Source organism: Micromonospora sp. NPDC049801 (assembly GCF_040656575.1).
In the GTDB taxonomy this organism is placed as follows: domain Bacteria; phylum Actinomycetota; class Actinomycetes; order Mycobacteriales; family Micromonosporaceae; genus Micromonospora.
In genome coordinates, this window is record NZ_JBFAMS010000006.1 from 297,150 (window position 1) to 322,470 (window position 25,321).

23 protein-coding genes are annotated in these 25,321 nt (G+C 71.0%); 18 read left to right on the plus strand and 5 right to left on the minus strand.

What is annotated here, in order from left to right; translation table 11 throughout:
• Positions 1 to 127: 127 nt before the first annotated feature.
• Positions 128 to 1,642, minus strand: a complete 1,515-nt coding sequence (locus AB0I89_RS14060) for a DUF1996 domain-containing protein (RefSeq protein WP_357125434.1) — start codon at positions 1,640 to 1,642, stop codon at positions 128 to 130.
• A 405-nt stretch (positions 1,643 to 2,047) separates the two neighbouring features.
• Here AB0I89_RS14060 and AB0I89_RS14065 point away from each other — a divergent pair, with 405 nt between their 5' ends.
• The 15 genes from AB0I89_RS14065 to AB0I89_RS14135 all read left to right on the plus strand — a co-directional run bounded on the left by AB0I89_RS14065 (position 2,048) and on the right by AB0I89_RS14135 (position 15,662).
• Entirely contained in the window at positions 2,048 to 2,461 is a 414-nt protein-coding gene (locus AB0I89_RS14065) for a DUF6069 family protein (protein WP_357125437.1), read from the plus strand.
• A gap of 45 nt (positions 2,462 to 2,506) precedes the next feature.
• On the plus strand, positions 2,507 to 2,860 hold the full coding sequence (locus tag AB0I89_RS14070) for a YciI family protein (protein ID WP_357125441.1): 354 nt from the start codon (positions 2,507 to 2,509) through the stop codon (positions 2,858 to 2,860).
• Positions 2,861 to 2,880: 20 nt separating this feature from the next.
• Positions 2,881 to 4,080, plus strand: coding sequence for an RNA polymerase sigma factor (locus AB0I89_RS14075; protein ID WP_357125444.1), 1,200 nt, complete (start codon positions 2,881 to 2,883; stop codon positions 4,078 to 4,080).
• The gene (locus AB0I89_RS14080) at positions 4,077 to 4,655 is read left to right on the plus strand and encodes a dihydrofolate reductase family protein (RefSeq protein ID WP_357125447.1); all 579 of its coding nucleotides are present in this window, start codon (positions 4,077 to 4,079) and stop codon (positions 4,653 to 4,655) included. Before AB0I89_RS14075 ends, AB0I89_RS14080 begins: the two co-directional genes overlap by 4 nt.
• 77 nt (positions 4,656 to 4,732) lie before the next feature.
• On the plus strand, positions 4,733 to 5,656 hold the full coding sequence (locus tag AB0I89_RS14085; RefSeq protein ID WP_357125449.1) for an NBR1-Ig-like domain-containing protein: 924 nt from the start codon (positions 4,733 to 4,735) through the stop codon (positions 5,654 to 5,656).
• A 175-nt stretch (positions 5,657 to 5,831) separates the two neighbouring features.
• Positions 5,832 to 6,689 (plus strand): peptidoglycan-binding domain-containing protein, encoded by an 858-nt coding sequence (locus AB0I89_RS14090; RefSeq protein WP_357125452.1) that lies wholly within the window; start codon positions 5,832 to 5,834, stop codon positions 6,687 to 6,689.
• A gap of 34 nt (positions 6,690 to 6,723) precedes the next feature.
• The gene (locus tag AB0I89_RS14095; protein WP_355048036.1) at positions 6,724 to 7,608 is read left to right on the plus strand and encodes a peptidase inhibitor family I36 protein; all 885 of its coding nucleotides are present in this window, start codon (positions 6,724 to 6,726) and stop codon (positions 7,606 to 7,608) included.
• A 6-nt stretch (positions 7,609 to 7,614) separates the two neighbouring features.
• Positions 7,615 to 8,538, plus strand: coding sequence for a SpoIID/LytB domain-containing protein (locus AB0I89_RS14100; protein ID WP_357125457.1), 924 nt, complete (start codon positions 7,615 to 7,617; stop codon positions 8,536 to 8,538).
• A 142-nt stretch (positions 8,539 to 8,680) separates the two neighbouring features.
• Positions 8,681 to 9,337, plus strand: coding sequence for a GntR family transcriptional regulator (locus tag AB0I89_RS14105; RefSeq protein WP_357125714.1), 657 nt, complete (start codon positions 8,681 to 8,683; stop codon positions 9,335 to 9,337).
• Between the two features lie 48 nt (positions 9,338 to 9,385).
• Positions 9,386 to 10,174 (plus strand): Ig domain-containing protein, encoded by a 789-nt coding sequence (locus tag AB0I89_RS14110; protein ID WP_357125460.1) that lies wholly within the window; start codon positions 9,386 to 9,388, stop codon positions 10,172 to 10,174.
• Positions 10,175 to 10,368: 194 nt separating this feature from the next.
• A complete protein-coding gene (gene atzF / locus AB0I89_RS14115; protein WP_357125463.1) occupies positions 10,369 to 12,174 on the plus strand; it encodes an allophanate hydrolase in 1,806 nt (601 codons plus the stop codon).
• 38 nt (positions 12,175 to 12,212) lie between these two features.
• Positions 12,213 to 12,902: an isochorismatase family cysteine hydrolase gene (locus tag AB0I89_RS14120; protein WP_357125466.1), complete on the plus strand. Its 690-nt coding sequence runs from the start codon at positions 12,213 to 12,215 to the stop codon at positions 12,900 to 12,902.
• An 8-nt stretch (positions 12,903 to 12,910) separates the two neighbouring features.
• Positions 12,911 to 13,603 carry an isochorismatase family cysteine hydrolase gene (locus AB0I89_RS14125; RefSeq protein WP_357125469.1) on the plus strand — a complete coding sequence of 231 codons (693 nt, stop codon included), beginning with the start codon at positions 12,911 to 12,913 and terminating at the stop codon, positions 13,601 to 13,603.
• Between the two features lie 12 nt (positions 13,604 to 13,615).
• Entirely contained in the window at positions 13,616 to 15,235 is a 1,620-nt protein-coding gene (locus tag AB0I89_RS14130; RefSeq protein WP_357125474.1) for a regulator, read from the plus strand.
• Positions 15,236 to 15,275: 40 nt separating this feature from the next.
• The gene (locus tag AB0I89_RS14135; protein ID WP_357125478.1) at positions 15,276 to 15,662 is read left to right on the plus strand and encodes an AtzH-like domain-containing protein; all 387 of its coding nucleotides are present in this window, start codon (positions 15,276 to 15,278) and stop codon (positions 15,660 to 15,662) included.
• A 132-nt stretch (positions 15,663 to 15,794) separates the two neighbouring features.
• Here the strand turns inward: AB0I89_RS14135 and AB0I89_RS14140 are convergent, their stop codons facing one another.
• A complete protein-coding gene (locus AB0I89_RS14140; RefSeq protein WP_357125482.1) occupies positions 15,795 to 16,076 on the minus strand; it encodes a hypothetical protein in 282 nt (93 codons plus the stop codon).
• Positions 16,077 to 16,088: 12 nt separating this feature from the next.
• Positions 16,089 to 16,946 (minus strand): hypothetical protein, encoded by an 858-nt coding sequence (locus AB0I89_RS14145; protein ID WP_357125485.1) that lies wholly within the window; start codon positions 16,944 to 16,946, stop codon positions 16,089 to 16,091.
• 595 nt (positions 16,947 to 17,541) lie between these two features.
• On the opposite strand from AB0I89_RS14145, the gene AB0I89_RS14150 reads away from it, so the two are divergent.
• The 3 genes from AB0I89_RS14150 to AB0I89_RS14160 all read left to right on the plus strand — a co-directional run bounded on the left by AB0I89_RS14150 (position 17,542) and on the right by AB0I89_RS14160 (position 22,070).
• Positions 17,542 to 19,005, plus strand: coding sequence for an endo-1,4-beta-xylanase (locus AB0I89_RS14150; protein ID WP_357125488.1), 1,464 nt, complete (start codon positions 17,542 to 17,544; stop codon positions 19,003 to 19,005).
• A gap of 167 nt (positions 19,006 to 19,172) precedes the next feature.
• Complete coding sequence (locus AB0I89_RS14155; protein ID WP_357125491.1) at positions 19,173 to 20,957, plus strand: hypothetical protein; 1,785 nt, start codon at positions 19,173 to 19,175, stop codon at positions 20,955 to 20,957.
• Positions 20,958 to 20,996: 39 nt separating this feature from the next.
• The gene (locus AB0I89_RS14160) at positions 20,997 to 22,070 is read left to right on the plus strand and encodes a glycosyltransferase family 2 protein (RefSeq protein ID WP_357125494.1); all 1,074 of its coding nucleotides are present in this window, start codon (positions 20,997 to 20,999) and stop codon (positions 22,068 to 22,070) included.
• Positions 22,071 to 22,092: 22 nt separating this feature from the next.
• Here AB0I89_RS14160 and AB0I89_RS14165 read toward each other — a convergent pair whose 3' ends face one another.
• Together AB0I89_RS14165 and AB0I89_RS14170 are read right to left on the minus strand one after the other, a co-directional pair.
• A complete protein-coding gene (locus AB0I89_RS14165) occupies positions 22,093 to 23,028 on the minus strand; it encodes a hypothetical protein (protein WP_357125497.1) in 936 nt (311 codons plus the stop codon).
• A 102-nt stretch (positions 23,029 to 23,130) separates the two neighbouring features.
• Positions 23,131 to 24,879: a cellulose binding domain-containing protein gene (locus AB0I89_RS14170; protein WP_357125500.1), complete on the minus strand. Its 1,749-nt coding sequence runs from the start codon at positions 24,877 to 24,879 to the stop codon at positions 23,131 to 23,133.
• Between the last annotated feature and the right edge of the window lie 442 nt (positions 24,880 to 25,321).

The following is a 25,321-nucleotide window of genomic DNA, read 5'->3' on the forward strand; positions in this document are numbered from 1 at the left end:
GTGGTTCGTTTTTTGCGCGTGCTCCCGCACCGCGGCCCCCGGGGGCGGGGGGGGGGGCGGGGCCCCCCCCCCCCGCCCCCCCCCCCCCGCCCCCCCCCCCCCCCCGCCTCTCGGGTTGCGTGTGGGGTCAGCCGCCGGCGAAGGTCACCTCGGTGCCGCACTTGGCCTTCTGGTTCAGGCAGGACTTCACCAGGGGTCCGATGTGGGCCGGGTCCCAGGCGTTCATGAAGTCGCCGTGCATGGAGGACGGCTTGCCGGAGGAGAGGCTCAGGCCGTTGCCACCCAGCGACTGGTAGTTGACCATGAAGGACAGGTTCGGCACCGCCACCGGGTACTTGCCGGTGCAGACGCCGTTGACCGGGTCGCCCATGTGCGACTTGTGGTCGGGTGAGTCGATGTTCTTGCCGTCCCAGCAGTCCTTGAAGACGAGCTGGAAGATGAGGTTGCCGCCGGAGGCGCAGACCGGCCAGTTGCCGTCGGCGCTGCGGCCGGTCTCGGCGCTGCCGGCGCACCAGAACTGGTTGCTACCGGCGTTCTTCGGCGTGTCGACCTGCTTCTTGGCGTCGCCCTCGACCATCCGCAGGCCCGGCGGGAAGGGCTTGACGGTCGACGGGTCCTTCACCCGTGAGCCGTAGTAGACCCGGAAACTCTTCATCGGTACGGGCTTGCCGTCCTTGCGCAGCTCCGGGGTCCAGTAGGCGCTCAGGTCACCGGGGGCGTTGCAGGTGGTCGTCGAGGAGAGCAGCTTGTCGGTCGTGGTGAACGCGTCGATCTTCGGGCCGAAGAAGGTGTGCATGTGCGACGCGCCCGGCAGGCCGGGGACGACGATCGGGTCATCCGGCGCCGAGTTGGCCAGCTCGCAGTCCGTGTGGAACTCGGGAACGCGGGTCGTTCCCGGCGTCACCGGCCTCGGCGTGATCGCGTTGAAGGCGGCCAGTTCCCGGTCCCACCTGGCCTGGTCGACCGGTACCCAGCCAGCCGCGGGCGCGGTGCCCGGCGTGGTGGGCGTGGCGCCCGGGGTGGTCGGGGTGGTGCCCGGGGTGGTCGGCGTCGCCGGGCTGGCGCTCGGCGTGGTCGACGCGCTCGGCGTCGTACCCGTCGCGGAGCCGAACGTGAACCAGTTCAGGTTCACGAAGTCCGACCGGGAGCTGCTTTTCATGACGGCGAAGACGGTCTGCGGGCCGGACGGCACGCTGGCCGCCGTGGCGGTCACCGTCGTCCACTTCTGCCAGCCGCCGGTGTGGGCGATCGGGAAGCTGGCCAGCAGGGCGCCGGTCTGCGTACCGAGGCGCAGCTCGACGGCGCCGCCGTCGGTGTTGTTCGCCGCCACCCGGGCCTTCAGCTCGGCGCCGGTGATCGAGACGCCGTCGTACCGCAGCCAGTCTCCGTTGCCGAGCCAGCCGACGTTCCGGCCGCCGTCGGCGTCGCCGGTGCTCTCGGTCTGCGCGCCGGACTGGGCCGCGAAGGCCTCCGCCTGGATCCGGCCCGACACGGCGACCTCTTCGGCCTGGGCGCCGGCGATGTAGATGCCACTGCCCACCAGGGCGGCGGCGACCCCCGAGGCGAGCGTGATGCGAGCGATGCGGCGGCGCTTGCGCGCCCGATCCGGCGGTGCGACGTGCGCGGGGGGAGGAGTCCGCATTACCAGTGATTTCCTTCGAGTCGACGATAACGCTCTGTCGGATGAAGTATGTGCACGTCGGAGGCGCGCGGCAATCTGCGGAAAAAGAATTAAGGAGGGCCGTGGACAACTGTCCTGGTGGCCGTCGAGCCGGCTCCGGATAACAATTTTTTGCCCTCGTACCCTTAAGTTTCTATTAATCCTGATGGCATGTCTTCCCGGACCGGCTTCTCCGGCTCGCGCGTCAGCCGGGGCCGCGCACCGTCCCGACTGAACCCGACCCGACGGCCCGGAGAACGGCTCGGCGCACACCGGCGGCGAGGCCGCCAAAATATCGTGGGTGGGGCTGTCGATCGGGACCGGCTCTGTTCGTAGCCATGGTGAGAGCCCGGCATCGAGACGGGCACCCACCCGCTGGAGGGCATGATGACCACCACCGCGAACACCACCCGCGCCGCCACGTCGACGCGCGGCGCGCTGATCTGGGCCGGTGCCGTCGCCACGGTCGCCGCGAGCGCGGCCACCATGGTCGTCGCCGCCGCCGGCCGCGCGGCGGGAGTCAGCCTCGACGTGAGCGGCGCTCCGATCCCGGTCGCCGGGTTCGGGATGCTGACGGCCGTCTTCTCCCTGGTCGGCGTGGTCCTGGCCGTGCTGCTGTCCCGGTTCGCGCGACGCCCGCGGCACGTGTTCGTCCGTACGACGGTGGCGCTGACGGTCCTGTCCCTGGTGCCGGACGTGATCGCCGACGCCGACACGACCACCAAGGCGCTGCTGATGCTCACCCACCTGGTCGCTGCCGCGATCGTGATCCCCGTCGTCGCGCGCCGCCTGGCCGCCTGAGCCGTCACCACCCCATCCCGCTGTCGAGCTACCGGAAGGATCGTCATGAAGCAGTATCTGCTGTCCGTGCACGCCGTCGAGGGCGCGCCCGCCATGTCCGACGAGGAGACCGAGGTCGTGTTCGCCGAGACCGGCCGCATCAACGACGAGATGCGGGCGGCGGGCGTCTGGGTCTTCGGCGGCGGGCTCGTGTCTCCGGAGAGTGCCACCGTCGTGCGGATCGAGAACGGGTCCAGCACCATGAGCGACGGACCCTTCGCCGAAACGAAGGAGCACCTCGTCGGCTTCTGGGTCCTCAAGTGCGCCGACCTGGACCAGGCGCTCGCCTGGGCCGAGAAGTGCGCGGCGGCCTGCGGACCGATCGAGGTACGCCCCTTCGACGACCTGTCCCAGGCCTGACCCGGAGCCGGCCGGCCGACATGGATCTGGCGAGCATCTACCGCGCGGAGTACGGCCGCTGCGTCGCCACCCTGGCCCGTCTCCTTGGCGACATCAACCTCGCCGAGGAGGCGGTCCAGGACGCCTTCGCCACGGCGCTCGAGAAGTGGCGGACGCCGCCACCCAACCCGGGTGGCTGGATCGTGACGACCGCCCGCAACCGGGCGATCGACCGGCTCCGCCGCGAGTCGACCCGCGAGGCCCGGCACGCCCAGGCCCTGCTGCTCCAGCACCAGGACGCGCCCCAGGAGGTGGGACCCGTGCGGGACGACCAGTTACGACTCATCTTCACCTGCTGCCACCCGGCGCTCGCCCTCCAGGCGCGCACAGCCCTCACGCTGCGCCTGCTCGGTGGCCTCGAGGTCCCCGAGATCGCCCGGGCCTACCTGGTCCGGGAGACGACCATCGCCCAGCGGATCGTGCGCGCGAAGAAGAAGATCCGGGAAGCCGCCATTCCCTACCGGGTACCCGCCGACCACGAGCTGCCGGACCGGCTGCCGCCCGTGCTCACCGTGCTCTACCTGATGTTCAACGAGGGCTACACGTCCACCGCCGGACCGTTGATCAGGACCGACCTGTGCGCCGAGGCGATCCGGCTCGCCCGCGAGCTGGCCGCGCTGATGCCCGACGAGCCCGAGGTGCTCGGCCTGCTCGCCCTGCTGCTGCTGATCGAGGCACGTCGCCCGGCCCGGCTCGGCCCGAACGGTGAGCTGGTTCTTTTGGGCGAGCAGGACCGGTCACTGTGGAACGACACGTTGATCGCCGAGGGGCATGACCTGGTCCGGCGGTGTCTGCGACGCAACCGGCCCGGCCCGTACCAGATCCAGGCCGCGATCAACGCGGTGCACACCGACGGCGTGGCCACCGACTGGCGGCAGGTCCTGGCGCTGTACGACCAGCTTCTCGTACTCACGCCGAACCCCGTCGTGGCCCTCAACAGGGCGGTCGCGGTGGCCGAGGCGCACGGTCCCGACGCGGCTCTCGCCGCGCTGGAGACGGTCGAGCTTCCCGGGTACCACCGGCTGCCCGCCACCCGGGCCGAGCTGCTGGCTCGGCTCGGACGCGACACGCAGGCCCGCGCCGCCTACGACGAGGCCATCGCGCTGACCGGCAACGATACTGAGCGCGCCTTCCTGAAGGCGCGGCGTAGCGAACTCACCCACAGGAGGAGACCGGCGTGAGCGCCACCTACACCTTCGACGTCTTCACCAGCCTCGACGGCTTCGGAAGCACCACCGGCAACTGGGGAGGCTACTGGGGCAAGCAGGGTCCCGAGCTGCTGGAACGTCGCCTTGCCACGTACACGGATGACCACCGCATGGTCTTCGGCGCCCGCACGTTCGCGCTGTTCCGACAGATGCTGGCCGACAGCGTCGAGGAGTCCGGCGTCCGCGACGCCTGGGTCACCCGCATGATCAGCCTTCCGGCCATCGTCGTGTCGAACACCATCGAGGAACCGCTCGACTGGCCGGACGCCACCCTGGTACGCGGTGACGCCGTCGACGTCGTCGCCCGGCTCAAGGAGGAGTCCGAGGTGCCGCTGCGGTCGCACGGCAGCCTCTCGATGAACCGGGCACTGCTGGCCGCCGGCCTGGTCGACTTCATCCAGGTGACGCTCTTCCCGGTGGTCACCGGTCAGACCGGGACCGAGCCGATCTTCCACGGTGCGGCCGACTTCGACCTGGAGCTGGTCGAGGGTCGCACGCTCGACGGCCGGACTCAGGAACTCGTCTACCGACCCACCCCGCACACCTGAACCCTCCCCGTCGGTCGTTCGGTAGCCTCTGACACGCTCTGACAACGTCTGACAAAGTCGTCTGACATGGGGGACTGATGAAGGACCAGCGTGCCGGGGAGTCTGGTCAGGACGGACGGCCCGCCCAGAGGTTCGCCGAGCAGTTACGGGCGCTGCGCGGCGCCGCGGGAGACCCCTCGTTCCGCAAGATGGCGGGGCGATCAGGACGGATCTCGCACACGACCCTGCACGAGGCCGCCGCCGGCACCCGGTTTCCCTCGTGGGAGACCACGCGGGAGTTCGTCCGAGCCTGCGAGGCGGACGAGGCCCTGTGGCGGCGTCGATGGGAGGAGGCGCAGCGCCCGGTGACGGCCGCCCGGTCCAGCGGGGACGGTGACCCCGCGCCGGTCGTCGCCGCGTCCGCGCCGGCGGAACAGGGCGTGGTGCAGGTCGTGGAGCATCCGGGGGCCGAGGATCGCGTCGTGACGACGCGGCGACGCCGTCTGCCGTGGCTGAACATCGCGGCGGTGGTGCTGGTGGTGGCGGTGGCCGGTGTCCTGGGCGCGACCGTTCGTGGCCGGTCGGGCGCCGACGGCTCCAGCGCACCGACGGCGTCACCGTCACCGTCCGCGTCACCGAACGCGACGGCGTTCTCGGACTCCCTGATCCCCGGAGACTCGAGCAGGTTCGTCGCCGACGTCACCATCCCCGACGGCACCCAGGTGAAGGTGAACGCCCAGTTCGACAAGGTGTGGTCTCTCGCGAACGTGGGAAAGGTCGACTGGCACAACCGGTACCTGGCGCGGATGGACCCCGCCGCAGACGGTGCCGGCTGCCGGACACCGGATCGGGTGCCGATCGGCGACACGCCGCCCGGCGAACAGGTGATGATCCGTGTTCGGGTCACCGCGCCGAGCCGCCCGGGCAGGTGCTGGGTCAGTTGGAAGATGGTCGACGAGGCCGGCCGGGAGTACTTCCCGACCCGGCGGCCGGTGTACTTCATGGTCACCGTGACCGCCTGAGGTCCGGCCGCGATGTCAGGCACGGGCTCCAAGCCAAGCTGACAACACCGCATTCATCGAGGTCGGTGACGGTCTGACGGATCTGACAGGCCGCCGGGGGTACCGAACAGCAGGGCGCTTCTCGCAGGGTGATGTCGAACCGAGAACGACTCACCGGCTACGAGGAGGACCCATCTTGCGACGTCCCTGGTTGACCGTCGGACTCGCCGCGCTCTGCGTGGCCGTCGGCGTCCCGGCCCACGCGGCGGCATCCGGCGCCACACCGCAGCGGACCGCCACCGCGGCCGCGCGGCCGATCGTGGACATGGAGGCCACCGTCCTGGCCGCCCAGATCGACCCCCGTCGGGCGGACAACACACTGACCCCCGGTGCGAAGAGCTCGGTGCTCGCCGTGGAGCAGGCGTTGCAGGCGCGGGGCCTGCTGAACGCGCAGTGGGTCGACGGCTACTTCGGCACGGTCACCGTCTCGGCGTACGCGGCGTACCAACGCTCGCTCGGCTACACCGGGCTCGCCGCGAACGGCCTGCCCGGCACGACGTCGCTGACGAAGCTCGGGCTGGACCGCTACACGGTCGCCAACACGATCGGTCCGGGCGCGAAGGTCCCGCGCGACGGGTACGTCGTCAACGCCCGGACCCAGGCGATGCTGGCCGAGGCGCAGCGTCTGCTGGGCCAGACCCTGGTGCTCGAACAGGGCTCATACAACCCCGGGGGTGACCCGACCTCGGCCGGCACGCACGACGGCGGGGGTGTGGTCGACATCGCGGTCACCGGCATGACCGCGACCCGGCGCACCGCCGTCGCCCGGGCCCTGCGCCAGGTGGGCTTCGCCGCCTGGGTCCGCAACCCGAACCAGGGCGACTGGCCGTGGCACATCCACGCCGTGGCGATCAGCGACACGGACCTGTCCAGCCAGGCGCAGCACCAGGTCGGCGACTACTACCTCGGTATGAACGGTCTGGCCAACCAGGGCCCGGACGACGGACCCCAGATCCCGATCAAGACCTGGGAGCAGTACCAGCGCGGGCAGTGACCCGCACCCCCTCACCACCCTCGAAAGGACACCCATGAACATCCGGAAGAGCCTGGCCGCCGTCGGCGTCGCGCTGGCCGCGACCACCTCGATCCTCAGCGTCGCATCGCCCGCCTCGGCGGCGGCCCGGGACGGGATCTGCGACAGCGGCGAGTTCTGCTACTACTACAACAGCGACAACGCGGGATCGATCTCTGACTTCACCGGATCGCTCGACGACTACGGCACCGAGCAGCCCTCCTGCTACGACTTCAAGGGCGCTGGCGCCGGCAAGGGCCTGTGCATCAAGAACGAGGCCGCCTCGGTCTGGAACCGCAGCACCAAGACGGTCCGCGTCTACTACAACAGCGGCTACGCCGGTTCCTACCAGGACTTCGCGGCCGGTGCGAAGACCAACCTCAACGCCACGCTGAAGAACAACAACGCCTCGCACCAGTTCTCGCCGTCGACGCGCACGAACCTGTCGTACGCCCTGTACCAGGCCAGTGGCGGCAGTGTCACGTGCGGCTTCGACGGTTACACCACCACGCCCGGCCGGCACGAGGGCATCGACATCGCCCGCAGCGTCGGTTCGGACGTGCGCGCCCTGGTCTCCGGAACGGTCACCTACGTCGCGCAGGGCAGCACCGGCAGCGGTGGCCTGTCCACGATCTCGGTCTACAACTCCTCGTCCAACAAGACCGTGATCTACCTGCACACCGCGCCGAGGTCCGGGGTGAGCGTGGGTGACGCCATCAGCAAGGGCCAGGTCATCGCCGACGAGTCGTGGCACGGGGTGTCCTCCAGCTCGGGCGCGCACACCCACGTCGAGGTCCGGGCCGGTCGGCAGACCCACGCGGCCGTCAGCGTCGGCGACCCCACCCTGGACAACGCCGACCCGACCGCGTTCTGGAACTCCCAGGGCTACAACGAGAAGTAGGACGTCATGAGAATCCGCAAGGGCCTCGCCATCGTCGGTGCCGTCCTGGCCATGTCCACCTCCGTCCTGAGCGTCGCCTCGCCGGCAGCGGCGGCCGAACGGGACGGGACCTGCGACAGCGGCGAGTTCTGCTACTACTACAACAGCAACCAGGCCGGCTCGGTTTCCGACTTCACCGACTCGCTGGACGACTACGGCACGACCCAGCCGACCTGCTACGACTTCAAGGGCGCGGGCGCCGGCAAGGGCCTGTGCGTCAAGAACAACGCGGCGTCGGTGTGGAACCGGACCGGCAAGACCGTGCGGGTCTACTTCAACAGCAACTTCGCCGGTACGACGCAGGACTTCGCGGCCGGGGCGAAGGGCAACCTCAACGCCACGTTGAAGAACAACAACGCCTCGCACGAACTGCTGAGCGGGCCGACGGGCTGCAGCACCGACGGCACCAACAGCAAGCTGCCGAGCACCATCCTCGTCTACCGGGTCAGTCTCGGGCGCGTCGACCGGGTCGACTTCAAGACGTACGTCAAGAACGTCCTCCCGAACGAGTGGGTGACGAGCTGGCCGGCCGCCTCGCTGGACGCCGGTGCGATGGCCGTGAAGAGCTACGCCTGGTACTGGGCGCTGCACTCGACCCGGAAGACCTCCGGCGGCCAGTGCTATGACGTCCGGGACGACACGGGCGACCAGGTCTACCGGCCGTCGTCGGCGCAGACCTCGACGTCGGCGGCGGTGGACCGGACCTGGTCGAACCGGCTGACCCGCAGCGGCAATATCCTGCGGGCGCACTACTGCGCGACCACCACCGCGTGCGGTGGCTGGGTGGACGGCGACTGGATGTCCCAGTACGGCTCGCGTGATCTCGCCAACTCGGGCAGCAGCTACCAGGCGATCCTGCGCCACTACTACCGTGACGTGGTCATCTCCTGACGTCCCGCGTCAACCGTGCCGCCCGCCGCACATCCGCGGCGGGCGGCACTGTCGTGGGCAGCCCGGACGGGTCGCCGGGCCGTGGGGACGCGCCGACGCCGCTCCCACGGCGACAGGTGGCAGACTCGGCGGAGTGAACGACATGGCCGCACCGACGATGGACGGTGAGCTGGAGAGCGTCAGTCTGGTGGACCTCGCCGTCGCCCGGTTGACCCGGGAGATCCTCAGCGGCAGGAGCGATCCGGGGGAACGCCTCGTCGAGGAGCAGCTCACCCGTCGGCTCGGGATCAGCCGGGCGCCGCTGCGGGAGGCGCTGCGGTTGCTGGCCCAGCAGGGGCTGGTCGAGCACGTGCCCCGGCGCGGCGTACGGGTGGCCACCCTCTCCGATCGTGACGTGCGGGAGCTGTACGAGCTGCGGGACGTCCTCGAACGATTCGCGGTGCGGGCGGGGATCCCGGTCGGCCGCGAGAGCGACCTGGCGGGGTTGCGGGCGACGCTCGACGAGATGCGGGAGGCGACCCGGGCCGGCGACCGGATGGCGGTCGCCGAGTCGCACCGTGCGTTCCACGTCGCGCTCGTCGCGCTCGCCGGCAATCGCCAGCTGTCCGCCGTGTACGGCTCGATCCTGGTGAAGTTGCAGCTCTACATGGCGATCAACCTGCGGCGTGAGGCGGAGGTGGCGCAGCCCTTGGACGGGGTCCACCGGCACGGGCGGTTGTTCGAGGCGGTCGCCGGGGGAGACCCGGAGGAGGTCCTCGCCGTGCTGTCCGGGCACGGCGCGCGCTCCTACCTGGACTAGCTGTACGAGCCATTGCCGCCCCCGACTCGCCCGTGCGAACATGCATCGATGAGGGTAAATCTCTTGCGTCGCAACAGGTCCCGCCTGTTGCTGACCGTGGCCGCGGCGGCCATGTCCATCGCGTCCCTGGGCCTCAGCACGCCGGCCGCCGCCGCGACCCCCGACGGCCACTACTGCTGGTACGTCCTGCCGGACAAGGTGCCGTGGAAGCCGGCCAACAACATCGTCAACTACACCGCGACGGTCACGTGCGACGGCGCGGTGCGGCGCGTCGACCTCGCGGTGGAGTTGCTGTACCACGGGACGAGCGGGGGTGCCGGCACGACCGTGAACGGCCGGACGACGCTGTGGACCGACGGCACCTCGATCCCCGTGGTCGCACTCGGCGTCACCACCCCGAACACGCTCTGCGACTCGGGCTTCTACTCGGGTCGAGCGACCGCCACCGTCCAGTACCGCTCGGGCGAACCGGAGTACATCACCAGATCGATCGCGTCGCAGCAGGTATCGCTGAACTGCTCGTTTCCGGAAATTCCGCCCACCGGCCCGAGTCCCAGCACGGTGACGGTCACTAACCCAGGCACCCAGAGCTCGCTCAAGGGGGACAACGGAGGGCTGCAGATGCAGGCCACCGGCGGCAGTTACTCGTACACCTGGACGGCGGTCAACCTACCGCCCGGGCTGACCATCGAACCCGGGACCGGCCGGATCAGCGGCACGCTCACCCAGATCGGCTCCTACAACGTCACCGTCACCGCCGACGACGGATTCGGCAGCCTGGGCAGCACCACCTTCACCTGGAGCGTCCGCAAGGAATCTCCCTGCCCGCGCTGCTGATCAACGCCCGCGGCGCCCGTCCGGCCCGGACGGGCGCCACCTGGCCGCGCCGTCGCGCCTTGCCGGATCGCCGCCCCGACTTCGCCTCGGCTCGGCCGCCCCATGGAACAGGCCCAGCCGGCGGCCAATCGGCCGTCATGTCCCCGTTACAGAACGCGCCGCCCGCTGTAACAGAACGGTCGACAATCGACTGTATGCCAGAGCCAGTCGGATCCATCTCGGACCTGCGGACGGCGTACCGCGACGGTCGTCTGACGCCGGCGGACCAGGTCGAACGCGTCCTCGACGGGCTGGCCGGAGGCGGTGCGGGCCCGGTCTGGATCAGCACCGTGCCGGCCGACGAGCTACGGGCCCGTGCCGAGTCGCTGACCCGCCACGGTGACCCCACCTCCCCGCTGTACGGGATCCCGTTCGCGGTCAAGGACAACATCGACGTGGCCGGCCTGGTCACCACGGCCGGCTGCCCCGACTTCGGATACGAGGCCGCGCAGGACGCGCCGGTCGTGCGGCGGCTCCTCGACGCCGGCGCGCTGCTCGTCGGCAAGACCAATCTGGACCAGTTCGCCACCGGCCTGACCGGCGCCCGCTCGCCGTACGGCAGTTGCGAGAGCGTCTTCGGCGGCGGCCTCATCTCCGGCGGCTCCAGCTCCGGATCCGCCGTCGCGGTGGCCGCCGGCCAGGTCAGCTTCGCTCTCGGTACGGACACCGCGGGCTCCGGCCGGGTGCCGGCGGCGCTCAACGGGATCGTCGGCCTCAAGCCCACCCGTGGCCTGCTCAGCACTGCCGGCGTGGTGCCGGCCTGCCGCTCGCTCGACTGCGTGTCGGTCTTCACGCCCGACGTGGCGGGCGCCGTCGACGTGCTGCACGCCGCCCGTGGTGTCACCACGGCCGACCCGTGGGGCCGTCCGTTACCGGCGGAGCGGGTGGTCGCCCGCATGCCGGGCACGCTACGCCTCGGGGTGCCCTGGGCAGAAGACCTCGAGTTCTTCGGTGACACCGGGCAGGAAGCCCGCTTCGCCGCCGGAGTGCAACTGCTGCGTACCCTCGTCGGATCTCTGCGGTCGGTGCCGCTCGGCGCCTTCTTCGCGGCGGGTGACCTGCTCTACCAGGGTCCCTGGGTGGCCGAGCGGCTCGTCGGCCTGGGCGACTTCCTGCGGTCGAACCCGGAGTCGGTGTTGGCGGTCACCCGGGCCGTGCTGGAGACCGGCTGGCGCTACGACGCGGTCGACGCCTTCCGGGGGCACCACCGGCTGCGTGAGCTGCGCGCCCAGGTCGACACGCTCTGGCAGGACGTCGACGTGCTCGTCGTGCCCACCGTCGGCACCACCTTCACGCTCGACGAGATCGCCGAGGACCCGATCGGGCGGAACGCCATGCTGGGCCGCTACACCCAGTTCGCGAACCTGCTCGACCTGGCCGCGGTGAGCGTGCCCAACGGCTTCACCGCCACCGGCCGGCCGGCGAGTCTCACCCTGCTCGGTCCGGCGTTCAGCGACACCACCCTGGCCCGGCTCGCCGCCACCCTCAGCACGGGCGGCGCGGCCAACCCGGACGTCGAGCCCGTTCCGCCGCCGGCTCCACGGCCGACGGACGTGCTGATCGCCGTGGTCGGCCGGCACCTGAGGGGCGAGTCCCGCAACGGCGAGCTGCTCGGCTACGGCGGGGCCTTCGCGGGCGCCGCCCGTACCGCGCCGCTCTACCGGCTCTACCGGATGGACACCGCCGACGGCGAAGGGCTGCCGGGGCTGGTCCGGGTCGCGCCGGACACCTCGGCCGGTCACCCGATCGAGGTCGAGCTGTGGCGGCTGCCCAGCGCCGCCCTCGGTGAGCTGCTGGCCGGCGTGCCGGCGCCCCTCTCGCTCGGTTGGATCCGGCTGCACGACGGGCGGGACGTGCTCGGCTTCCTCTGCGAGGCGTACGCCGCCAGCCCGCCGGCCGAGGACATCAGCGCCAGTGGTGGGTGGCGGGCCTACCGCCGCTCCGCCGCCACCCGGCGGTGAAGCGGGCCGCACCAGCGATCACGACAGGAGGCGAGAGGATGGGAAGCATCGGGCCGGTACCGGCCAACCCCTACCCGTGGCCGTACGACGGTGTGGTCGACACCGCGCGGACCGCGCTGCTCTGCATCGACTGGCAGACCGATTTCTGCGGGCCGGGCGGTTACGTCGACGCCATGGGCTACGACATCGGCCTCACCCGGGCCGGCCTGCCGGCCACCGCCCGGCTGCTGGAGCACGCCCGGTCGCTCGGGATGCTGATCGTGCACACCCGCGAGGGGCACGACCCCGACCTGTCCGACCTGCCGGCGAACAAGCGCTGGCGTTCGGCCCGCATCGGCGCCGAGATCGGCGGGGCCGGTCCGGCCGGCCGGATCCTGGTCCGGGGCGAGCCCGGGTGGGAGATCGTGCCCGAGGTCGCCGCGCTGCCCGGCGAGGTGATCATCGACAAGCCCGGCAAGGGCGCCTTCTACGCCACCAACCTCGACCTCGTGCTCCGGACCCGGGGCATCACCCACCTGATCCTCACCGGCATCACCACCGACGTCTGCGTGCACACGACGATGCGCGAGGCGAACGACCGGGGTTACGAGTGCCTGATCCTGTCCGACTGCACCGGCGCCACCGACAAGGCCAACCACGAGGCCGCCCTGCACATGGTCACCATGCAGGGCGGCGTCTTCGGCTGCGTCGCCACATCCGACGACGTCATCGCCGCCACGGCGAAGTGAGGTGAGCCATGCCGACCATCGCCACCGCGCGACCCGGCCCCTACTCCTTCGACATCTCGACCACCGCGCTGCTCGTCATCGACATGCAGCGGGACTTCCTGGAGCCCGGCGGATTCGGTGAGAGCCTCGGCAACGACGTGAGCCAGCTCCGCCGTACCATCGCGCCGCTCGCGGCCCTGCTGGCCGACGCCCGCGCCGTCGGCCTGGCCGTCGTGCACACCCGCGAGGGGCACCTGCCCGACCTGTCCGACTGCCCGCCGGCCAAGCTGAACCGGGGCGCCCCGAGCAAGCGGATCGGCGATCCCGGGCCCACCGGCCGGATCCTGGTCCGTGGCGAGTACGGCCACGACATCATCGACGAACTCGCGCCACTGCCCGGCGAGCCGGTCGTCGACAAGCCCGGCAAGGGCGCGTTCCACGCCACCGACCTGGACGTCCTGCTCGCCGAGCGGGGCATCCGCAGCCTCCTGGTCGCCGGAGTCACCACCGAGGTGTGCGTGCACACCAGCGTCCGGGAGGCCAACGACCGGGGGTACGAGTGCCTCGTACTCGCCGACTGCGTCGGGTCCTACTTTCCCGAGTTCCACCGGGTCGGGCTCGACATGATCGCCGCCCAGGGCGGGATCTTCGGGTGGGTCGCCGACTCGACGCAGGTCCGAGCCGTGCTGCCCACCACGTCCGCGTTGCAACCCTCCTCCTGACCGGGAGCAGCCATGGTCTCCTCGAAGTCCACCGTCGTCCCGCTCCCGTTCTGGGTGCGTGGTGACACCAACGCGTTCTTCGGTTTCGGCGTCAACGTCCTGGTCAACGTGCTCACCCTGACCGGGCTCTGCATCGGGGTGGTGAAGCTGCCCGAGGGGGAGGTGTTCGGCACCATCCTGCCGGCGCTCGGCATCGCCCTGGTCGCCGGCAACATCTACTACACCTACCTGGCCCGCCGCCTGGCCCGTCGGGAGAACCGCACCGACGTGACGGCCCTGCCGTACGGGCCGAGCGTGCCGCACATGTTCATCGTCATCTTCGTCATCATGCTCCCGATCTACCTGCGCACCCAGGACCCGCTCCGGGCCTGGGAGGCCGGGCTGGCGTGGGCCTTCATCATCGGCGTGATCGTGCTGATCGGCGCGTTCGTCGGCCCCTACATCCGTCGGTACGCGCCCCGGGCGGCGCTGCTCGGCACGCTCGCCGGGATCTCGATCACCTTCATCTCGATGAACCCGGCCGGGCAGATGTGGCGGATGGCCTGGGTCGCCCTGCCGGTCTTCGCGCTGCTGCTGATCGGCCTGCTCACCGACACCAAGCTGCCGTTCAACTTCCCGATCGGGCTCGCGGCCCTGCTGGTGGGCACCGCGATCGGCTGGGCCGGCGGGGCGATGTCGGTGCCGGACGTGACGGCGGCCGCCCGGGACATCGCGGTCGCCGTACCCTCGTTCAAGCTGGACCTGTTGTTCACCGGGCTGTCCGACATGGCGCCGCTGCTGGCGACGGCCATCCCCCTCGGCGTCTACAACTTCACCGAGGGCATGACGAACGTGGAGAGCGCGGCGACCGCCGGGGACAACTACAACCTGCGCAGCGTGCTGCTCGCCGACGGCGCGGGCGCGGTGGTCGGTGCGGCGCTCGGCTCGCCGTTCCCGCCCGCCGTCTACGTCGGCCACCCGGGCTGGAAGGCCGCGGGTGGCCGCAGCGGTTACTCGATGGCGACCGGCGTGGTGATCGCCGTGCTCTGCTTCCTCGGCATGTTCGGACTGCTCGCGGCGATCTTCCCGACGGCGGCCATCGTGCCGATCCTGCTCTACATCGGCCTGCTGATCGGGGCGCAGGCGTTCCAGGCGACGCCGCGGGCGCACGCCGCGGCCGTGGTCGCCGCACTGGTGCCGAACATCGCGGCCTGGGCGACCGGGCAGATCGACAACGCGCTGGCGGCGGCCGGCACCAGCGCCGCCGCGGTGGGCGACGAGGCGCTCAACGGCGCCGGTGTCGTGTACGACGGGCTGCTGGTGCTGGGGCAGGGCGCCATCCTTGCCGGGCTGGTGCTCGGCGCGGTGGTGGTCTTCGTCATCGACAAGCGGTTCGTCCGCGCCGCGATCTTCGCCGGCTCGGGCGCGGTGCTGTCGTTCGTCGGGCTGATCCACGGCGAGCGGGTCGAGTGGAACGCCAACGGCCAGGTGGCGCTCGGCTACCTCTTCGTCGCGGTGATCTGCGCGGTCTTCGCGCTCGGTCGTCCCACGCCACGCGAACCGGACCCGGAGGAGGCCGAGTTGGACGAGGCGTCCGCGCCGGCCGCCGATCGGGCGGCCGACGAGCAGCAGACCGCGGCGGCGCGTGGCTGAGCCGCCGGGCCGACCCGACCGGATGGAGAGGACGGACCGGATGGAGATCGATCGCGCGGACGTGGTCGCCGAGGTGGCGGCGGCCTTCGGCGGATACGAACGGGCGCTCGTCGACGGTGACGCCGAGGCGATCTGCGGGTACTTCTGGGACTCCGACCGGACGGTGCGGTTCGGCCTCGCCGACCATCAGTACGGGCTGGAGGAGCAGCGCAAGTGGCGGGCCGCGCAGCCACCGCTGCCGCCTGGCCGCCGGCTGGTCGAGACGAGGGTCAGCACGTTCGGCGCGGACCTCGCGGTGGTGACGACCCGATTCGGGTACGCCGACAGCTCCGCCACGGGACGGCAGACCCAGACCTGGGTACGCCTGCCCGTCGGTTGGCGGATCGTCACCGCCCACGTCTCCGAGCCCGCGCCGAACCTCGACTGACCGGTCGACGGGCCGGCACCGGCCGGACGTGGTCGCAGCCCCGGTGCGGCCCGGCGGTCGACCGTGTACCGGTCGCTGTCCGCCGCGCACGACGAAGCGCCCCGTCCGCCGTGGACGGGGCGCTTCGTGGCGTCAGCCGGACGGCGTGCCGGGCGTCGGACGGTCCTCGTCGCCACGGGGCGGCGGCGTGGCCACCTCGATCCGGGGTGACCGGTCCGGCGGAAGGTGCGCGAGGTCGGCGATGACGACCACGTCCACCTCGCCGTCGACCATCTTCTGCTCGACGGTCTCCCACGGTGCGCGGATGATCCCGTTCAGCCGGTAGTCATGTCGGCGCAGGTGGTTCAGACACGTCGCGATGGCGTGTTCCGACGGCTCCATGTCGGCGGGTACCCAGATGATGGCTAGCTCCATGATCTCTCCTGATCAACGTCGTGGACGTGGATGGGTGATCAGGAGCTGCCGGGGCGGCGGGGGACCCCGCTGGACGGGTCGACTGGTGGCCCGACTGTCGAAGGGACCGACGGCGCCCCCTCGACGCAGCGGCCCGACGGACGGCGGCGTGTCGGTCGCCGACGCTGTCAGGTCGGCGCCCCCGGCACCGGTGCTGGTGGGCGCGGACACGAATGCCAGTGCCAGCGCGGGTTGCGCCGGTAGCGGACGGGGGGTCGGGATCGGCGGTGATGACGGTTCGGCGGTCATCGCCGCCCGCCCGCGCGCCGGCCTGCGACGGTCGGCGGCGTCGGCGCGGGATGCCCGCACCGTCACCGGTGCCGACGACGGCGGGGTGGCGCGCGTCGTCGACGAGGTGACCGGCGTCCCCGCCTCCGGTGGCGGGGACGATCGCCGGGTACGGGGTGCCCGGGTGGGCGTGGGAGCGGTAGGTCCGCCCGTCGACGCCGGTGACGTGGTCACCAGCGGCAGCGGCAACGGCAGGGAGCCGGTGGTCGGCAGCGGGACTGCCGTCGGCAGAGGGAGCGCCGTCGGCACCGGGACAGTCGTCGGCAGGGGGAGCGCCGTCGGCAGGGGCAGGTCGAGGTGCGATGGAGTGTCGAGCAGGTCCCGCGCCAGCGATCCGACGATGCCGCCAGCGGTGGCGGTCTCCACCGGTCCGCTGGTCGTCGGCGTCGGCGTCGGCGTCGGCGTCGGGATCGGGATCGGCGTCGGGATCGGCGTCGGCTCGGCGGAGGCGGGCTCGGCGCCCAGGGCGGCCGCGAGCGCGGCCGCGCCGAGTGCCACCGCGCCGAGGGCCACCGGCGGCGGGCAGTGCTTCGGCGGCGTCACGCGGGTGCCGCCGACCGCCGGGTCGGATCGGCCCCGGCACGTCGCCGCCGCCCGAGCGGTCGCTCGTCGACCCGCGGCGTCCCACCCATGAGCGGATTGTTGCCCCTCGGGAACGCGGGCTACACCTGTCGCCGGCCGATCGACGTCGCGCGCGGTGAGAGGGCGGGGCGGGCTGGCCCTGTGAGCGATAACAAGGATCGCTTCCATCGATACCGCCGCACGGTCCGGCCGCTGTGACCCCGTAGCAGCATCGTCGTGAGTCACTGCGGCCACCGCGGCGTATGTCCGGCTCGTTACATCTTGACGAACAGCATGTTATCGCTCACCCTCGATGCAGAGGTCCGCGGCGTCGGTGGCTCACCGGGCGAGTCCCGTGGTCGCGCCTCGACGCGCGGCGTCCCTCCGGGCAACGGACGCCGTCTCAGGACTCGTGCGGTTCCCGGCGAACGCCGGCCGATTCCGCGTGTGCCGGTGCGAGGTGGCCCAGGATGACCGTCCCGGATTCCTTGGCCCAGCCGGCGCGCGCCGCCGGGAACAGGTCGTCCTGAGCGAAGTGGCACCTCACCACCGCCGATGCACCTACAGAAGGATCGACATGAGACCTAGAAAAGCTCTGCTGGCGACGGCGACCCTCGCGGTCGCGCTGACCGCGGGTATGACGGTCGCGCTGGCACCCATGGCCAGCGCCGGAACGACGTTGAAGGCGTCGGCGGCCGAGAAGGGCCGCTACTTCGGCGCCGCCGTCGCGACGGGCAAGCTCTCCGACAGCCAGTACGTCAGCATCCTGAACGGCGAGTTCAACAGCGTCACCCCCGAGAACGAGATGAAGTGGGACGCCACCGAGCCCCAGCAGGGTCGGTTCAGCTACACGGGTGGTGACCGTCTCGTCAGCCATGCCCAGGCCAACGGCATGAGCGTGCGCGGACACGCGCTGCTGTGGCACGCCCAGCAGCCGAGTTGGGCGCAGGGCATGTCCGGCACCGCGCTGCGTAACGCCGCCATCAACCACGTCACCCAGGTCGCCACCCACTTCCGGGGCAAGATCTACGCGTGGGACGTGGTGAACGAGGCGTTCGCCGACGGCGGCTCCGGCGGTCGACGCGACTCGAACCTGCAGCGCACCGGCAACGACTGGATCGAAGCGGCGTTCCGCGCCGCCCGCGCCGCCGACCCGGGCGCCAAGCTCTGCTACAACGACTACAACACCGACGGCATCAACGCGAAGTCCACCGGCATCTACAACATGGTCCGCGACTTCAAGTCCCGCGGCGTGCCGATCGACTGCGTCGGCTTCCAGTCCCACCTCGGCACCACGCTGGCGAGCGACTACCAGGCCAACCTGCAGCGCTTCGCCGACCTCGGCGTCGACGTGCAGATCACCGAGCTGGACGTGATGACCGGCTCCAACCAGGCCAACATCTACGCCTCCGTGACCCGCGCCTGCCTCGCCGTGGCGCGCTGCACCGGCATCACCACCTGGGGCGTGCGGGACAGCGACTCCTGGCGCGGCTCCGACAACGCCCTGCTGTTCGACCGGTCGGGCAACAAGAAGGCGGCGTACACCTCCGTCCTCAACGCCCTCAACGCGGGCAGTGGCACCCCGACCACCCCGCCGCCGGGCTCCGGGGTCGACACCACCGCCTGGTACGTCCTGATCAACCGCAACAGCGGCAAGGCCCTGGATGTGTACGAGCGGGCGACCACCGACGGCGCCCGGATCGACCAGTGGACCCGCAACGACGGCGCGTGGCAGCAGTGGCAGTTCGTCGACTCGGGTAGCGGCTACTACCGACTGAAGTCCCGTAACTCCGGCAAGGTGCTGGACGTCTACAACCGCTCGACCGCCGACTCCGCGGCGGTCGTGCAGTGGACCGACGGCAACGGCACCAACCAGCAGTTCCGGCTGGCCGATTCCGGGGGCTACGTACGCCTCATCAACCGCAACAGCGGCAAGGCCGTCGAGGTGCAGGGCGCGTCCACCGCCGACGGCGGCAACGTCGTGCAGTACGCGGACTGGGGCGGCAACAACCAGCAGTGGCAGTTGGTCAAAATCGGCTGACATCCGTCGATCGAGTCGGCGCGGTGGCGCGGACGCTCGTCGTCCGCGCCACCGTTTCCGCTCCCCGCAGCGTCTATTGGTATGCGGCCGTTGCGTCGTGCGCGAGAACACGCCACGCTTCGGACAGCAGATGGACAAGCCCGGCACTATTGGAGAGCATCAATTTCATGATTATCCGGTCCGCCACCCCGCCACCAACCTCGGAAGACGTGCCCCCCGAGGAGATCCCCGAGGATCGGCCGCCGGCCGACTGGGGTCGTTGGAACTGGGCGCGTTCCGAATGGACCGTGGCGGTGGCGGCGAGCCTGCTGCTGGCGGTGGTGCTGACCTGGCCGACCCTGCGCCACCCGGCGACCACGATCCCCGGCGACCTGGGTGATCCGCTGTTGCAGGCGTGGCAGGTCGCCTGGTCGGGGCATGCCCTGCTGAACAGCCCGGGTGACCTCTGGAACTCGAACACGTTCTACCCCGAGACGTACACGTACGCCTACAGCGACACCCTGCTCGGGTACGCCCCGATGGGGATGCTGGGCTCCGGTTTCACGGCCGCCGTGATCCACTACAACCTGCTGTACGTGCTGCTGCACGCGCTGGCGTCGTTCGGGGCGTACGCCCTGGCACGGCAGCTCGGCTCGAACCGGTGGGGCGGCGCGGTCGCCGCCGTCGCCTGGGCGTACGCGCCCTGGCGGCTGGCGCACTCGGGGCACCTGAACATCCTGTCCAGCGGGGCGATCGCGCTGTCGCTGGCCATGTTGGCCCGTGGCCACGGCTGGTCGCTGCGCCACGGGTACCGGCCCGAGCTGCGCAAGCCGGGCTGGGCGGTGGCCGGGTGGCTCGTCGCCGCCTGGCAGGTCAGCCTCGGGTTCGGCATCGGCCTGCCGCTTGTCTACTTCCTGCTGGCCACGGTCCTGGTGGCGGCCGGCTGCTACGGCTGGTCCTGGTGGCGCAAGCGGGAACGGCCCCCGTTCGGCCGGCGGCTGCTGATCGCGGATCTCGTCGGCGGCGGGGTGTTCGGCCTGGTGACGCTGCTGCTGGGCACGGTCTACCTGCGCGTCGTCGACCTCAACCCGCAGGCCGAGCGGACGCTGGACTGGACGAAGATGTTCTCGCCCCCGCTGATCGGGTTCGTCACCGCGCCCGCCGACTCGTGGCTGTGGGGTGAGCGGCACGCCGGCGCGCGCGAGCAGCTCTCCTGGCCGCCGGAGATGGCGCTGCTGCCGGGCATGATGGTGATCGGGCTGGCCGCGGCGGGTCTGTTCCTCTCGGCGTACCCGCTGCGGCACCGGGTCGCGCTGGGGCTCGGCGTGGTCGGCACCGTGCTGTTGGGGCTGGGCGCCACCCTCGGCGGTGACGGGGACCCGGGCTACCTGACCCTGTCCACGCTCCTGCCGGGCTGGGACGCGTTGCGGACGCCCGGCCGGATGATGCACTGGACGAGCCTGCTGCTCGCGGTGCTGGCGGCCGGCGCGGTGACCGCTCTGGCCGAGTCGCTGCGGCAGTCCACGCCCCGCCAGTGGGCGCGGACCCTCACGCCGCTGGTCCTGCTGATTCCCCTGACGGTGGTCACCCTGGAAGGCGTCAACTCCACGCCCCACCTGACCGTGCCGCCGCCGCCGGCCGCGATGCGGACGGTGCAGGACCCGATCCTCGTGCTGCCGGCCGGCGGGGTGGGCGACCTGACGTACATGTTGTGGACGACCGACGGGTTCCCCCGCGTGACGAACGGTCTCGCCGGCTTCGAGCCGGTCAGTCAGGCGCAGACCCGGACGGCGGTGGCGTCGTTCCCCGATCCGGTCAGCGTCGCGCACCTACGGGGGATCGGCGTGCGGTCGGTGGTTGTCGTGCCGAGCCGTGCCGTGGGAACGCCGTGGGAGAGCATCGCGACCCGACCCATCGACGGGTTGGGCATCACCCGGGAGGATCTCGATGGCACGCTGGTCTACCACCTCTGACCGCGTGAACGGCGGATGCCCGGGTACGGGCGGGGTGAGGTGACGAGCATGCGACTGTCCGTCGTGGTGCCCTGCTTCAACGAGGAGGCGTCGGTCGAGCGGCTGCACGAGACCGTGTCCGCCGCCCTCGCCGAGCTGCCCGACGTCGAGGTCGAGGTGGTGTACGTCGACGACGGCAGCGAGGACGGCACTCTCGAGGCGCTGCGCCGGCTCGCCGCCGCCGATCCGACCGTCTGCTACACGTCGCTGAGCCGCAACTTCGGCAAGGAGGCGGCGATGCTCGCCGGGTTGCAGCGCGCCACCGGTGACGCGGTCGTCATCATGGACGCCGACCTGCAGCATCCGCCCCGGCTGCTGCCCGAGATGGTGACGCTGTACCAGCAGGGCTTCGACCAGGTGATCGCTCGGCGGGACCGGCGCGGCGACCGGTTCGTGCGCATGGTCGCCTCCCGGTCCTTCTACCGGGTGATCAACTGGTGGATCGACGTGCGCCTTCAGGACGGCGCGGGCGACTTTCGCCTGCTGTCCCGGCTCGCGGTGGACGCGATACTGGCGATGCCCGAGTACAACCGCTTCTCCAAGGGCCTGTTCTCCTGGATCGGCTTCCGTACGGCCGTCGTCGCGCACCCCAACGAGACCCGGCAGGCCGGGCGGAGCAGGTGGACGCTCAGCAAGCTCTTCAACTACGCGTTCGACGGCCTGTTGTCGTTCAACAACCGGCCTCTGCGCCTGGCCATCTACGGTGGCCTGTTCCTCACCCTCATCGCGCTGGCCTACATGGCGTGGGTGGTCGCCGACGCCGTCGAGAAGGGCATCGACGTCCCCGGGTACACGACGATCATCGTCAGTGTGATCGGGCTCGGCGGCATCCAGATGACGATCCTCGGCGTGATCGGCGAGTACATCGGCCGGATCTACTACGAGACCAAACGTCGACCGCACTACCTGGTGCAGGAGACCGAGTACCTCCTGGCGGAAACCGGCGAGGCGTCGCGGCGGCCGGTGCCGCCCGCGCCGCGCTCTCCGGTACGGGGCCAGCGGGTGACGTTGGCCCGGGAGAATCCCCTCTCCCGGCCGGCGCGGCCCGACGTCGGCGACCGCGACCGGAGCTGAGCTGAGCGGGGCCTGCGGGCGGTCAGCGCCCGCAGGCCCGGCACGCTGTGCGGGTACGTAGGTGGTAGTCGCTGGACGCGGTGAGGAGGCCGAGCCCCAGGAGGCAGTACGCCGACATGGCCACCCAGAGGAACGCGTCGGAGAATTCGCTGGCCGACCCCGATGCCACCTGCGCCATCCCCATGCCGAAGTAGGCGACGATGGCCGCCCCGAGCCCGAAGCCCGGCACCAGCAACAGCCGGCGGGGAATCCGACGACCGGCGAGCAGCGGAACCCATCCCGGCCAGACCTCACCCCAGTGGTGCACCAGCGCCAGCGGCAACAGCACACCGGCCAGCACCAGACCGATCTCCAACCCGATGATGGAGGCGTCCTGCGCCACGTTGTCGAAGCCCACCACGGCCTGCGCCGCGAAGCGGGTCACGAGCCCGGCCACCGCCACGTACGCGGCCCAGCGCGCCCACGGCGCGGGCGTCGTGCGGCGTCGACCGGGTTGGACCGTGCGGCAGCAGGCGGGGCAGTCGCCCCGGGTGCGGCGCTGATAGTCGAAGACGGCCAGGCCGAGGAGCGCCGCTCCGGTGGCGCAGCCGAGCCGGCTGGCGAACGCCACCGGGTCGAACGACGGGCCGGGCGCGAACAGCAGGAGGCTCACCAGCTCCGGCAGCAGGATCGCCGCCGCCGCGACCAGCGCGCCGGCGACGATCCAGGCCAGTCCGGCGAGCGCCGGCCGCCAGGTCGCCGTACGGTCCAGGGCGACCGCCACCGCGCCCGCGACCAGGCACAACGCCACCGACCGCCAGCCCGTGAAGCCGAGCAGGTCGGACCCGAAGGGTGGGAATTCCGGCGGCGGGCCGACCGTCCACACCAGGCGTAGGCCGGCGTAGGCCACGGCCCAGCCGAGCATGGCGTACGTCAGGCCGTGGCCGCTGCCACGGGTGCGGGGTGCCGTCGTCATCATGCCTGTGATCCTCGCGGCGTCTCCGCCGCCGGGCTTCCCTCCGGCCGGGGATGGCGCTCCCCGACCGGAGGGATCTGGCTCACGCCCGCCGCCTCCCGGCGGTCAGAGCGTGAACACGAGGGTCGAGATGCTCCGCGCGCCGACGTTGATGGAGGCCTGGCCTCCGTTCACGCTTGTCGGCTGGCTCGCCGCGTTGGCGTTCTGCGAGGTCAGGTAGTACTCCGCTTTGCTGACGTTCTGCGGGGCCTGGATCACGGCGTTGTTGACCGCGCTGTTCGACCGGTTGAGGATGACCAGCGTGATCTTGCCGTCCCCCTGGTAGGCCGTCACCTCCAGCGGGGACGCCTTGGAACTCTTGGTCAGGGCCACCCGCTGGTAGCCCGGCCGGACGTACTTGGCGTACTGGGAGAACGCATACCCGCGCTTGAGCGGGGCGCCGGCCGTGGTGCCGTAGGCCGCCTCGCCGTCACCGATGAAGGAGTAGTAGCGCTTGCCGTACCACCAGATGTAGGCGGCCCAGTTGGCCTCCATCGACCTGTGCACCGTCCGCATGATGTCGTCGAGCGTCTCGTTCCAGACGGCCAGGTTGCTGGGGTTGCCCCAGATGTTCGAGCCGCCGCCGTCCGCCGCGTGCAGGTTCCACTCGGTCATCCACACCGGCTTGTTGTATTGGGCGGCCAGGTTGTACGGCGCCAGCCGTCCTGCGGACTCGGTGCCGTACAGGTGCCCGCCGATGTAACCGATGTTGTTCCGAGCGGTCGCGTCGTTCAGGGTCGGGTCGGTGTAGCCGTAGTTCAGGTTGACCGCCTCGGCGACCATCAGCTTGCTGTTCTGCACCTTCGCGCCCTGGTCGCGGACGAAGGTGCGCAGTTCGGTGCCGCTCCAGTCCATCGAGTCGTAGTCGGGGTGCCAGTCCGGCTCGTTCTGCACGGACGTGACGTCGATGGTCACACCCTGACCCCGCATGTACTGCACATAGCTGTTCAGATGGTTCGCATAGTCGTCGTAGTAGTCGGTCTTCAGCTTGCCGCCGCCGGTGCGGCTGTTGTTGGTCTTCCACGCGGCGGGCGCGGTCCACGGCGAGGCGAGGATCTTCACGTTCGACCCGTACGCCTTCGCCGTCTTCAACGAGCTGACGTGGGTCGCCCATTCGCTGGACTCCGGCGAGAGGCCGGTACGCACGATGGACAGGCCGAGCTGGTTGGCGCCCAGCCCGACCAGCGTCTGGGTGTCGGTGGTCGACCAGGCGCTACCCCAGATGGACTGGGCGGCCCCGAACCCGTCGACGGTCTGGTACCTGGTGTTGCTGTTCACCGTGATGTCGGCCGGGCCGGTGGGCGGTGGGGTGGTCGGTGGCGGTGTGGTCGGCGGTGGCGTGGTTGGGGGCGGCGTGGTCGGTGGCGGCGTCGTCGGGGCCGGTGTCGTCGGCGTCGGCTCGCCGGTGCACGTCACGCCGTTGAGCGCGAAGCTGGACGGATCGGGGTTGCTGCCCGTCCACGAGCCGTTGAAGCCGAACGACGCGGTGCCGTTGGTCCCGATGGCGCCGTTGTAGCTGACGTTCTTGGCGGTGACCGCGGCGCCGCTCTGGGTCAGTGTCGTGTTCCAGGCCTGCGTGACGGTCTGTCCGGCGCTGTAGGACCAGTTCAGCGTCCAACTGCTGACCGGGTCGCCCAGATTGGTGATGGTGACGTTCGCGCCGAAGCCGCCTTGCCACTGCGATGACACGGCGTAGTTCACGGCACAGCCGGCGGCTGCGGCGCCGGCGGGCGCGGCCAGTGCGACCGCCGTCGACGCCAGCAGGACGGCGCCCGCCGACACCAGGGCGGCGTTGGTGACCCTTCGTTTTCTCATCAGACTTCTCCCGAGGTGGTGGTGGTGGCGGCCGACGCGTCCGGGCTGGTCGGTTCGGAGAGCGTCGGTACGCCAGGCGTCGCCGGGAGCGCTCCCAAGCGCGCGAGGCGGGGGCTGTCGGATCTGCTGTCCGGATCAGCCGGGCCGGTCACCCTCGACCTGCCGGTCGCCGAGCCCCACGCCGCGACGATTCGCGGAGGGGGTCACCGGGGGAACGCCGGTGCGGCGGCCGGGAGTCGACGCCGGATCGGCCCTCGCGCCGGGGGTGCTGTGGGGCGCGACGAGTGACGATGCGACGAGCGGGTCCGGCGGGGCTGCGGCACCCTCCTTTGTCGACCGGCTCGTGGGGCGGGCGGCCGCTCTGCTCATTCGCGGCTCGCGGGTGAGTGCCGCACAGCGAGCGCGCGAAACAGTTTCTCGTAGCCAGGAATTTATTTCGTTC